General features: G+C 56.7%; 12 protein-coding genes. 2 read left to right on the plus strand and 10 right to left on the minus strand.

Going from position 1 to position 11,924, the window contains the following annotated elements; genetic code table 11:
• Positions 1 to 7: 7 nt before the first annotated feature.
• From rsxD to blr, 7 genes are all read right to left on the minus strand, one after another.
• Positions 8 to 1,060: an electron transport complex subunit RsxD gene (gene rsxD, locus ACOTY5_RS05475; protein ID WP_015570666.1), complete on the minus strand. Its 1,053-nt coding sequence runs from the start codon at positions 1,058 to 1,060 to the stop codon at positions 8 to 10.
• Positions 1,061 to 3,082 (minus strand): electron transport complex subunit RsxC, encoded by a 2,022-nt coding sequence (gene rsxC / locus ACOTY5_RS05480; RefSeq protein WP_032653352.1) that lies wholly within the window; start codon positions 3,080 to 3,082, stop codon positions 1,061 to 1,063.
• A complete protein-coding gene (gene rsxB / locus ACOTY5_RS05485) occupies positions 3,075 to 3,653 on the minus strand; it encodes an electron transport complex subunit RsxB (RefSeq protein ID WP_015570664.1) in 579 nt (192 codons plus the stop codon). The genes rsxC and rsxB overlap by 8 nt, the downstream gene beginning before the upstream one ends.
• Entirely contained in the window at positions 3,653 to 4,234 is a 582-nt protein-coding gene (gene rsxA, locus ACOTY5_RS05490; RefSeq protein WP_000133206.1) for an electron transport complex subunit RsxA, read from the minus strand. The genes rsxB and rsxA overlap by 1 nt, the downstream gene beginning before the upstream one ends.
• Positions 4,235 to 4,310: 76 nt before the next feature.
• Complete coding sequence (locus tag ACOTY5_RS05495) at positions 4,311 to 4,751, minus strand: DUF2569 domain-containing protein (protein ID WP_015570663.1); 441 nt, start codon at positions 4,749 to 4,751, stop codon at positions 4,311 to 4,313.
• Positions 4,752 to 4,836: 85 nt separating this feature from the next.
• The gene (gene ydgT, locus ACOTY5_RS05500) at positions 4,837 to 5,052 is read right to left on the minus strand and encodes a transcription modulator YdgT (RefSeq protein WP_000217941.1); all 216 of its coding nucleotides are present in this window, start codon (positions 5,050 to 5,052) and stop codon (positions 4,837 to 4,839) included.
• A gap of 229 nt (positions 5,053 to 5,281) precedes the next feature.
• The gene (blr, locus tag ACOTY5_RS05505) at positions 5,282 to 5,407 is read right to left on the minus strand and encodes a division septum protein Blr (protein WP_151884424.1); all 126 of its coding nucleotides are present in this window, start codon (positions 5,405 to 5,407) and stop codon (positions 5,282 to 5,284) included.
• Between the two features lie 239 nt (positions 5,408 to 5,646).
• On the opposite strand from blr, the gene ACOTY5_RS05510 reads away from it, so the two are divergent.
• Positions 5,647 to 6,687 carry an oxidoreductase gene (locus ACOTY5_RS05510; RefSeq protein ID WP_017693546.1) on the plus strand — a complete coding sequence of 347 codons (1,041 nt, stop codon included), beginning with the start codon at positions 5,647 to 5,649 and terminating at the stop codon, positions 6,685 to 6,687.
• A 56-nt stretch (positions 6,688 to 6,743) separates the two neighbouring features.
• Here ACOTY5_RS05510 and add read toward each other — a convergent pair whose 3' ends face one another.
• The 3 genes from add to malX all read right to left on the minus strand — a co-directional run bounded on the left by add (position 6,744) and on the right by malX (position 10,653).
• A complete protein-coding gene (gene add, locus ACOTY5_RS05515) occupies positions 6,744 to 7,742 on the minus strand; it encodes an adenosine deaminase (protein ID WP_015570661.1) in 999 nt (332 codons plus the stop codon).
• Positions 7,743 to 7,838: 96 nt separating this feature from the next.
• Positions 7,839 to 9,011 carry a MalY/PatB family protein gene (locus tag ACOTY5_RS05520; RefSeq protein WP_015570660.1) on the minus strand — a complete coding sequence of 391 codons (1,173 nt, stop codon included), beginning with the start codon at positions 9,009 to 9,011 and terminating at the stop codon, positions 7,839 to 7,841.
• A 49-nt stretch (positions 9,012 to 9,060) separates the two neighbouring features.
• Positions 9,061 to 10,653, minus strand: a complete 1,593-nt coding sequence (malX, locus tag ACOTY5_RS05525) for a maltose/glucose-specific PTS transporter subunit IIBC (protein WP_015570659.1) — start codon at positions 10,651 to 10,653, stop codon at positions 9,061 to 9,063.
• 179 nt (positions 10,654 to 10,832) lie between these two features.
• On the opposite strand from malX, the gene ACOTY5_RS05530 reads away from it, so the two are divergent.
• On the plus strand, positions 10,833 to 11,861 hold the full coding sequence (locus tag ACOTY5_RS05530; RefSeq protein ID WP_022647925.1) for a Mal regulon transcriptional regulator MalI: 1,029 nt from the start codon (positions 10,833 to 10,835) through the stop codon (positions 11,859 to 11,861).
• Positions 11,862 to 11,924: the final 63 nt, after the last annotated feature.

Raw genomic sequence — 11,924 nt, forward strand, 5'->3', positions numbered from 1 at the left:
GTGACCCTTAGCGATGACCGTACACGCGTGGCCGCGTGTAGTAGTCGATGAGCGGAACGGTGATGTTAGCCAGCAGCACGGCAAATGCCACGCCGTCCGGATAACCGCCAAAGCTGCGAATAAGCCAGACCAGCAAGCCCGCCAGCGCGCCGAAAATCAGACGACCACGGTTGGTGGTAGACGCGGTGACCGGATCGGTCAGAATAAAAAATGCCCCGAGCATGGTCGCGCCGGAGAGCAGATGGAGCTGCGGGCTGGCCAGTGACTCAGGTGAGATGACCCAGCCGAGCGTCGAGCAGACGGCCAGCGTCACCAGGAAACTCACCGGAATATGCCAGCGGATTGCCTTCTGTTGCAGCAGGAACGCGCCGCCCAACAAATAGGCCAGATTGACCCACTGCCAGCCAGCACCCGCCAGTACGCCGCTGTAAATAGACGATTTCATCACCTGCTCCACGCTGTGTCCGGCACGCAGGGAGGTTTTGAAGGTATCGAGCGGGGTGGCCTGGCTGATGCCGTCCACGCCCATGCGAAGCGCGTTCATATCTGCGCCCAGCGCGGTGTGGCCGGTAAAGATAACGTGCAGGGCATCCATAAAGCCGGGGACGGTGGCGGCGATCTCATGCGGCGGCAGCCAGCTGGTCATCTGTACCGGGAAGGAGATCAGCAGTACCACGTAGCCAATCATCGCCGGGTTAAACGGGTTATGGCCCAGCCCGCCGTACAGCTGCTTGGCGATGATCACCGCAAACACCGTTCCCAATACCACCATCCACCACGGGGCGAACGGGGGAATGCTGATGGCCAGCAACAGGCCGGTCAACAGGGCGGAGTTATCGCTCAGGATGCGAGTCACTTCCATTTTGCGCAGCTTCAGGATCGCTGCTTCCGCTGCGACGGCACTGGCGCAACCCAGAACTAACTGGAAAAGCGTACCCCAGCCGAAAAACCAACACTGTACGGCAATACCTGGCAGCGCGGCCAGGCACACCAGCATCATAATACGCGATGTCTGGCGCTGGTTATGGGTATAAGGGGAACTTGCAATTCTGAAAACCATTTAATCCTCGTTAACGGCTTGCTGCGCGGCTTTCTTTGCCTGAACGCGCGCAATCGCGGCGGCGACTGCGGCTTTGCGTGGATCGTCGTTGGCGGCCGCAGGCCGTTCGTCCTGCTGTGCCGCTTTTCGTGCTTTGGCACGGGCGATGGCCGCTTCAACGGCGGCTTTACGCGGGTCGACAGGCGCTTCACTCTCTTCGGCTGGCTGAACCTGTGCCGCTTTTCGTGCTTTGGCACGGGCGATAGCGGCTTCAACGGCCGCCTTGCGCGGATCCGTCGCTTCCTGTTCAACCACCACTGTCTGCTGACCGGCCTTACGGGCTTTTGCCCTGGCGATAGCCGCTTCCACCGCCGCTTTACGCGGGTCGATATCGGCTTCCGGTTTGGCGTGTTGCGCTTTCTCTGCCTGACGCGCGCGAGCTTCGGCTTTACGCGCTTCGCGGGCCGCAATCGCTTCGCTGTTGTCCGGTCTTTCTCCCGGAGCGATCACAACCGTCTGGGCGGCGGTGGCTTTCTTCTCGCGCACGCGGGCCAGGGCTGCGTTAATGGCATCCTGATCTTTCGCCGCAGGCTGGACGGCAGCCTGCTTATGGCGTTCCTGACGGGCTTGTTTCTCGCGCTCCAGTCGCGCCTGACGCGCTTCAAAGCGGGCCTTCGCTTCAGCGGCACGTTTTTCTTCCATGGAGATGGCGTAGATTTCGGCTTTCTCCTGACGGAAGTATTGCACCAGCGGAATATTGCTTGGGCAGACCCAGGCGCAGGCACCGCATTCAATACAGTCAGCCAGGTTATGCGCCTGGGCTTTATCGTGCAGCTGGCCTTTGCTGTACCAGTACAACTGCTGCGGCAGTAAATCTGCCGGGCATGCGTCCGCACAGGCGCTACAGCGTATGCAGCCTTTCTCTTCCTGCGTTTCGCCCATCTCCGTTGGGGAAGGGGCGAGCAGGCAGTTGGTAATCTTCACCACCGGCACATCCAGCCACGGCAGGGTAAAGCCCATCAGCGGGCCACCCATAATGACCAGTTGATCGCTACCCGGGCAGAAGCCAGCCTGTTCCAGCAGATGACGCACCGGCGTACCCAGACGCGCCCAGACGTTGCCGGGACGGGAGACGGACTCGCCGGTCAGCGTGACGACGCGCTCGGTCAATGGCTCGCCATCAATCACCGCACGTTTCACCGCGTAGGCGGTTCCCACGTTTTGCATCAGCACGCCGATGTCGGACGAACGGCCCCCGTGGGGGACCTGTTTGCCGGTCAGGATCTGCGTCAGCTGTTTTGCCCCGCCGGACGGGTATTTGGTCGGGATCACTCGCAGGGCGATATCGTGGCTGTCCGCCAGTACCGCACGCAGCATCGAAATGGCCTGCGGTTTATTGTCCTCAATACCGATCAGCACTTCGCGGGGTTGCAGAATATGCGCAAGAATGCGAATCCCTTCCACCACCTGCGCGGCACAGTCCTGCATCAGACGGTCATCGGCGGTGATGTACGGTTCGCACTCGGCGGCGTTGATGATCAGCGTTTCGATTTTATCGCCGCCGCCGTGAAGCTTAGCGCCAGTCGGGAAGCCTGCGCCTCCCAGACCCGCCACGCCGAACTGATGAATGCGTTCAATCAGCGCTTCACGGCTGTGGCAACGGTAGTCGCTCCAGCCGTCACGATCGATCCAGCGGTCTTCACCATCGGCTTCAATGATCACGCTCAGCTCAGACAACGCCGACGGATGGGCAACGGTATGGGGGGCAACAGCCACCACCTTACCGGAAGTCGGGGCATGTATCGGCAACATCCGTCCGCGACCAAAGGTCAGCGGCTGGCCGCGAAGAACGCTATCGCCTTCTTTCACGCACAGTTCACCTTCCGCGCCGATATGCTGTTTAAGGGGCATAACGTAACGGGTCGCCAGCGGGATCTGGCGCAGCGGCGTGCCGTTAGACTGCGATTTCATCTCAGGCGGATGAATGCCGCCGTCGAAATCCCAGATCTTCTCTTTTCTGAAGGCAGAAAATAACTTAAGCATGTTGTTCCACAGGAATATTGCGAACCGGAATGGTCTGAAGGTCCCACTTCCAGCTTTCAGTAGTCGTTTCAACCGGGCGTAGTTCTATACACTGCGTCGGGCAGGGCGCCACGCAGAGATTACAGCCGGTGCACAGATCCGCCACAACGGTGTGCATCGCGCGCGTTGCGCCCACAATGGCGTCAACAGGACACGCCTGAATACATTTGGTGCAGCCAATGCAGTTGGCTTCGTCGATGACAGCAAGGGCACGAACGGGCTCCTGGGCCTGTTCATCGCCGTCGACAGGCTGGGGATCGACGTTCAGCAGGGCAGCTATTTTAAGCATGACCGCTTCGCCACCCGGTGCGCAGCGGTTGATCTTTTCGCCCTGCACGCCCACCGCCTCAGCGTAAGGGCGGCAGCCAGGGTAGCCGCACTGCCCGCACTGGCTCTGCGGTAAAAGTTCATCAATTTTTTCAACCACCGGATCGTCCTCCACCGCAAACCGGCGGGAGGCATAACCCAGAATGATGCCAAAGACGAGTCCCAGTACGCTGATGGACGCGATGGCAATCCAGATAGCACTCATTACAACTTCACCAGACCACTAAAGCCCATAAAGGCCAGAGACATTAAACCTGCGGTCACCAGAGCGATGGCGTTACCGCGAAACGGCGCGGGAATATCCGCCGCGGCCAGACGCTCGCGAATCGAGGCGAACAGGACCATAACAAAAGAGAAACCGACCGCCGCGGAAAAACCGTACAGCGCCGATTGCAGGAAATTATGCCCAAGGTTGATATTGAGCAGCGCCACGCCCAGCACCGCGCAGTTGGTGGTGATGAGAGGCAGGAAAATGCCCAGCAGGCGATACAGGGCAGGGCTGGTTTTCCGCACCACCATCTCGGTAAATTGCACCACAACCGCAATGACCAGAATAAAGGACAAGGTGCGCAGGTAGAGCATGTCGAGCGGGATCAGGATCCAGGTATCAATCAGCCATGCGCAAATGGAGGCCATCGTCATCACGAAGGTGGTCGCCAGCCCCATGCCCATTGCCGTCTCCAGCTTTTTGGAGACGCCCATAAACGGGCACAGGCCAAGGAACTTCACCAGTACGAAGTTATTAACCAGCACAGTTCCGACAAAGAGCAGTAAGTAATCGGTCATTATTTAGCCTGAAATAAAATAGCCGCCTATTATCGGATAAACGACAACAGGCCACAACAGGTTAACTGTAAGGTTATTACGGGTTGACAAAGGTCTTCTTAACGCGCGTCGAACGCTTGAAATAAGGGACCAGAAGCGCCGTCGCCAGTAGCGGAAACAGTAACTGGCGAACCGCCAGCGCGTCAGACACTGGCGAGAAAGCGAATGCTTTGACAGCCAGCAGCACGGAGACCAGCAGCCAGATAATGTAATGTTTTGGCACGCTTTTGCGGCGTTTGAAGAAGGCGATAGTCAGCCACAGCGTGTAGTACCACATCGCGATCGCGAAAACGAACGACACAAACCACGTCGCAATATTGAGCGCACTCTGGGACATCAGTGTCTGGATAGCATGAGGCGTAACCAGTGCGGTGGTGTAAAGCAACAGCGCCAGCGAAGCGCTTAATAATGCCACCAGCAGCCATGCCAGCGGGGCGATTAACCAGCCCCCAATTCTCTCTCCAGGCAATGCGGTCATACGCTCTCCCATAGTCTGCGCGAAATGTTATACAGAAATTTGCAGGGCGGAGAGTATATAACATTTCACGCCGAAGGCTACTTTCTTATACAACGTAACGCCATACGGATTTAGGCACTTCCCCCACATTGAACAGACGACCGCCAGAGACCAGTTCGGCGCGACGGTGGTCAGCAGCGCGGTACATATTGATGATGTCCTGATTATCCGACAGCGTGTAGTTCAGATGGTCAAACAGTTTTTCCAGGCTTTCAAGGGAATTGATCTTGCGAAATTTTAATAAATAGTCCTGAACTGTCATATTAATAAGTTTCCATATAAAAGGGTAATACCCATAAAGGTAATGCGTTCGAATAATAAACGGATTAATAAAGACGTAAACTGTCCACTCGGGTAACGCGACGAAATTAGGAGTTTTCTTTGCGAAGAATCAGGCATCAGCAGATGCCTGGAAGAGAAGGGTAACCCCGTTCATTACGGCTGGCAATACGTTCCATGACGTAATGTGTCACGCTTTATGACGACACGGCTTACTTTTGTTGTGCGACAGTAACAGGCTCCGGCGGCTGGTAGTTATCGATATGGCTGGCAATGCCGAGCAACACGACTGAAACCCCAAGGACAATCCATCCCGCTAATTCAATGATTCGATTAATTATTGACGACATAATTTGTGTTTGTAATTTATCCATAAATACAGATTACAAATGTTACAGCGCCCTTTTCGCCAGAGCAAGCGCTTTGGGAACGATTCCCCGAACCCATATACACACTTTAAGGCGAGGTAACAAAAAACGCTGTCGCGAGATGCTATTTTCACTCACAGGGCACATTATTAATCTGTGCGTTAAGCACAAGGCCAGTGATAAATAAGCGCACAGCGAGGGGGCAAACGATGAGTGAAAACATCCGCGTCGGTCTTATTGGCTACGGGTACGCAAGCAAAACCTTTCATGCTCCGCTGGTTGCCGGCACGCCGGGAATGGAACTGGCGGCTATCACAAGCAGCGATGAGACTAAGGTCCGCGCCGACTGGCCAGCCGTGCCGGTGGTAACGGAGCCTAAGCATCTGTTTAACGATCCTAATATTGACCTTATTGTCATTCCTACTCCTAACGACACTCATTTCCCCCTGGCGAAAGCGGCGCTGGAGGCAGGGAAACATGTTGTTGTCGATAAGCCCTTCACCGTGACGTTGTCACAGGCGCGCGAGCTGGATGCGCTGGCGCGAAGTCTGGGTCGGTTATTATCGGTCTTTCACAATCGGCGCTGGGACAGCGATTTCCTGACGGTTAAGGCGCTGATAAACGAAGGCACGCTCGGCGAAATTGCCTTTTTTGAGTCGCACTTCGATCGTTATCGTCCGCAGGTGCGAGATCGCTGGCGCGAGCAGGCGGGACCGGGTAGCGGCATCTGGTATGACTTAGCCCCGCATCTTCTCGATCAGGCCGTTCATCTGTTTGGTTTGCCCGTGAGCATGACGGTCGATTTAGCGCAGCTCAGGCCGGGGGCGCAGACCACCGACTATTTCCATGCCATTTTGAGTTATCCGCAGCGGCGCATTGTGCTGCACGGGACAATGCTTGCGGCGGCGGAATCGGCCCGCTATATCATTCACGGGGCGCGCGGCAGCTATGTGAAGTTCGGCCTGGATCCGCAGGAAGAGCGCCTCAAAAATGGCGAACGCTTACCGCAGGAGGACTGGGGCTACGACATGCGCGACGGGGTGGTGACGCGTGCGGAGGGTGAGGTACTGGTTGAAGAGACGGTATTGACCCTGCCGGGGAACTATCCAGCGTATTACGCCGCCATTCGTGACGCGCTGAACGGTTCAGGTGAAAATCCGGTTCCCGCAAGCCAGGCAATCCAGATTATGGAGCTCATCGAGCTCGGGATCGAATCTGCCAAACATCGCGCAACGCTCTGTCTGGCATAAGTGCCAAACGCTTTCGTAGGCCGGGTAAGCGCAGCGCCACCCGGCAGTAAAGAGGACTACTGAGCAACTTTATCGCGCAGCGCCTGTTTCTCTTCAGGCGTCAGGAAGGCGATCTCCAGCCCGTTGATTTGCGCCTGACGGATCTGCTCGCGGCTCAGCCCGGCCTGTGGTGCGGCGATGTTGTATTCGTGAATAATATCCACGCCCTGAACCGCCGGATCGTCCGTGTTCAGCGAAGCCAGCACCCCGTGTTCGAGGAAGGTTTTCAGCGGGTGTTGCGCCAGCGACGCCACTGTACTGGTCTGAATATTGGAGGTCAGGCAGGATTCGATTCCAATACGTTGTTCGGCGAGGAAATCCATCAGCGCGCGATCTTCAATGGCTTTCACGCCATGACCTATACGTTCCGCACCCAGTTCACGAATGGCCTGCCAGATGCTTTCCGGCCCCGCGGCTTCCCCCGCATGAACGGTAATATGCCATCCTGCATCACGTGCGCGGTTGAAATGAGACAGGAACAGACTGCCCGGGAAGCCCAGCTCGTCACCGGCCAGGTCGATGGCGGTGATCTGGTCGCGATGCGCCAGTAATGCTTCCAGTTCCTGAAGACAGGCCGCTTCACCGAAGGTACGGCTCATAATGCCGATCAAACGCGCCTGAACGTCAAAGGTTTTGCAGCCTTCACGCACGCCTTCAATGACCGCTTCAACCACGCCCGCTACGGGGAGGTTGTGGGTCATCGCCATATAGCCCGGGGAGAAACGCAGTTCGACATAGTGCAGGCCGTTACGCGCGGCATCTTCGATGTTTTCAAAGGCGACACGGCGACAGGCATCGACCGAGGCCAGCATCTTCACGCCCCAGTCGAGCTTGCTCAGAAAACTCACCAGATCCGGTTCGTTCGACGTGACCTGAACATGCGGGATCAGGGTTTCAAGCGTTTCGGCAGGGAGGGTTAAATTGAACTGGCGACCAAGATCGAGAATGGTTTGGGCACGAATGTTTCCGTCGAGGTGGCGGTGAATATCAGTTAAAGGCAGGCGTGTATCAATCATGGTCGCACTCTTTGCTGGTTAAAGTGCGCCATATTATAAAAACAAAACGGGGTAAAAAGCTATTTGCGCAAGGGAATATTCCGTTGCGCAAATGATTTACAGCAGAGTGTTGATGCCAGCGATAAGGCGTTGAACGCCCTGTTCAAGCTTACTACGCGGACAGCCAGCGTTCAGACGCACATAGCCTTTACCTTCATCCCCATAGGTATATCCCGGCATGATGGCCACTTTTTGCTGATCAATCAGCACGTTTTGCAGCGTATTGTCATCAATGCCAAGCGGGCTGAGATCGATCCATGCCAGATAGGTGGCCTCAGGCGGTTGCCAGTTGAGTGTCGGATATGCAGTATTCAGTTCGTCAGCAATGTAGCGCAGGTTTTCTTCGAGATAGGTCCGCAGCGCGTCCAGCCAGGGTTCTCCCTGTCGGTAGGCAGCAATGTGCGCGGTCAGCGCCAGCACGGAAGGGGAAGAGAGTCCGTCCCGACCTTTTAATGCATTCAGATAGGCGCTACGGCTGGCGTCATCGGCGATAAGCCCCCAGGCACCCGTCAGCGCCGGAATATTGAAGCTTTTGGAACCCGAGGTCAGCAGCGCCCATTTATCGCGTGCAACCTCATTCCACGGGGTATGACGATGCGTGCCCCATACCATGTCCATATGAATTTCGTCGCTGATCACCGCTACGTCATAACGTTCACACAGGGCCGCCATTGTGGTCAGCTCTTCCCGCGTCCAGACTTTGCCGGTCGGGTTTTGCGGGCTACACAGCAGCAGCACCTTGTTTTCCGGTTTTGACAGCGCCGCTTCCAGCGCGGCCATATCGCCCTCCCAGCCATGCGCTGTTTTCTGCATCGGCACGGAAACAACGGTACGCTGGTTGCCGTCGATGGCTTTATAAAAGGCATCGTAAGCCGGGGTATGGACCACCACGCCGTCGCCAGGCGAGGACCAGAGGCGGATCAGCTCCGAGACCATATAAATGACCGACGGCCCATACACCACGGTTTCGGTATCAATCTGACTGTTAAAGCGTTGCCGGAACCAGTGCGCCACGGCGGCCAGAAATTCGTCATTTTTCCAGCGACTGTAGCCAAACACCCCGTGGTTTATTCGCTGGTGCAGCGCATCGGTAATGCAGGGGGCGGTGGCGAAATCCATATCAGAGATGGTGAAGGGCAGCAGGTCGGCAGCGCCAAAACGGTCAGCGACATAATCCCACTGGGTACACCAGGTGCCGTGTCGATCCACGACGGTTGAAAAATCAAACATGACGGTGCTCCGTAAAGTAAAACCCCCTCATGACGAGGGGGGCGAGGCATCAGGCTTCGACGGTTCGCATCAGGGTTGCCAGCTCATCCTTCACTGACTGTACCTGCGGGCCAATGACGACCTGCAAATTGTGTTGATTTAACTGTACCACCCCAATAGCCCGGTTAGCTTTAAGTGCGTTGGTATCCACTTTGGACATGTCCGCCACCGACAAACGCAGGCGGGTGATGCAGTTATCCAGAGAGGTAATGTTATCCGCACCGCCCAGCGCCGCCAGAATAGCCGGCGTGTTATATCCGGATTTCCCAATGGTGCCGGCTACCGCCTGTTCAACGCTGGTGGCCGTATCGGTATCGCGGCCAGGCGTTTTCAGGTTAAAGCGGGTGATGGCGAAGCGGAAGATCCCGTAGTAAACCGCGAACCAGATGGCGGCCACAACCGGCACCAGATACCACTTGGTGGACAGGCCGTGCAGGATACCGAATACCACGAAGTCAATCACGTTACCGTCGGTGTTACCGATGGTCACACCGAGCACAGCCATCACGGTAAAGCCCAGGCCCGTCAGTACGGCGTGGATGAGGTACAGTACCGGCGCTACGAACAGGAACAGGAACTCGATAGGTTCTGTCGTACCGCCCACCACGCAGGCAATAACGCCGGAGATCAGCAGACCTTTAATTTTATGACGATTTTCCGGACGGGCACAGTGGTACATCGCCAGCGCTGCGCCCGGCAGGCCGCCGAGGAAGGCAGGCATTTTACCCTGAGAGAGGAAACGCGTCGCACTTTCAGAGAAGCCGTGAGTGGTCGGGCAGCTCAGCTGGGCCTGGAAGATGGTCAGCGCACCGCTAACGGAATGACCGCAAACGTCCATGGTACCGCCAGCTTCGGTAAAGCGGATCAGGGCAACCAGGATATGCTGTAAACCAAATGGCAGCAGCAGACGTTCACCCGTACCGAAAATCATCGGGCCGAAATCACCCGCGCCATTGATAATGCGGCCGATACCGGTGATCCCCATGGCAAAAATCGGCCAAATCAGAGGGATGATCAGACCAAACAGACCCATCACAACCAGCGTAATGATTGGCACAAAGCGGGTCCCGCCGAAGAAGGCCAGCGCATCGGGCAGGCGGATGTTGTGGAAGCGCTCGTGCAGCATCCAGATAATCACCCCCGCGATCACGGCTCCAAGGATCCCGGTATCGATGGACTGAATACCAATCACGCTCTGAATGTTATTGGCTTTCAGTACCGCCGCGTCGGTCGTCGGCAGGATCCCTTTGGCAGTCAGCCAGAAGTTAACCGCAAGGTTCATCACCGCATAGCCAACGAAGCCCGCAAACGCCGCCACGCCTTTGTTTTCGCGCGCCAGACCCAGAGGAATGGCGATACAGAACATTACCGGCAGGAAGCTAAAGGCAAAAGAGCCGACCTTGCTCATCCAGATGAAGATCGCCTGAAGTACCGGATTTCCGAGGAAAGGGATCAGGGTAATGACGTCATGGCTGCTTAACGAGCTGCCGATCCCCAGCATGATCCCGCAAAAAGAGAGAAGCGCCACGGGCAGCATAAAGGTTTTACCCAGTTGCTGGAAAAACTCCCACAGCGATATTTTTTGTGCTGCTTTCGTCGTCATAAAACGACTCCTTAAATGGTAGAAAGAGATTTAACGACCTCGATGGGGCGAGAAGATAAAACGTTTTATCAAACTTTAGTGCGCGCTAAATCACATTCTCAGGCTTTTACTGGTAGTATAAAGATAACGTATTGATAAAACGTTTTAGCGATCTCATTATCAAGGAGTCACGCCACCACATGGCTGTAGCGAAAAAGATCACCATCAACGATGTCGCGCTGGCGGCGGGGGTTTCCGTCAGCACCGTTTCGCTGGTATTGAGCGGGAAGGGGCGCATCTCTCCTGCAACGGGTCAGCGCGTCAACGAGGCCGTTGAGCAGTTAGGCTTTGTGCGTAATCGCCAGGCGTCGGCGCTGCGCGGTGGGCAAAGCGGGGTGATAGGGCTGATCGTTCGCGACCTCGCGTCGCCGTTTTATGCAGAACTGACCGCCGGGCTTACCGAGGCGCTTGAAGCGCAGGGGCGAATGGTTTTCCTGCTCCACGGTGGGCGCGAACCGGAGCAGCTGCTCTCCAGGCTGGATATGCTGCTGACGCAAGGGGTGGATGGGGTGATCGTGGCCGGCGCGTCCGGCGTGGGCAGTGAATTGTGTGAGCGCGCGGCGCAGAAAGGCGTACCGCTGGTGTTTGCCTCGCGCGCCAGCTATCTCGACGAAGCCGATACCCTTCGGCCAGATAACATGCAGGCCGCGCAAATGCTGACCGAGCATCTTATTCATCGCGGCCATCAGCGCATCGCCTGGCTCGGCGGTAAAAGCTCGTCCCTGACGCGTGCCGAGCGGGTGGGCGGTTACTGCTCCACGCTCATCAAATACGGCCTGCCGTTTCACAGCGAATGGGTGGTGGAGTGTGAATCCAGCCAGAAAAAAGCCGCAGAAGCCATCGGCACGCTGCTTCGCAACAGCCCGACGATCAGCGCGGTGATTTGCTATAACGACGTCATTGCGATGGGGGCGTGGTTCGGTTTAATCCGCGCCGGACGCCAGAGCGGTGAGGGCGGGGTAGAAACGTTCTTCGGCCATCAGGTGGCGCTGGGGGCATTTGCGGATGTCGGTGAAAATGCGTTAGACGATCTCCCTATCGTCTGGGCGACGACGCCGGCTCGTGAGATGGGGTACACCCTGGCAGACAGGATCATGCAGCGCATTGAAAATACGGACGTGCAGGCCGGGCATCAGATTGTGGCTGCACGGTTAGTGACGGTGAAGTAAACGCTTTGCTTGCACGGGCCTGCAACGACTCAGGATCGGAGGCCGGGTAAGCGTCAGCGCCAC

The sequence above is a fragment of the Enterobacter cloacae complex sp. SHL018 genome (assembly GCF_049237905.1).
Lineage (GTDB): Bacteria > Pseudomonadota > Gammaproteobacteria > Enterobacterales > Enterobacteriaceae > Enterobacter > Enterobacter hormaechei_C.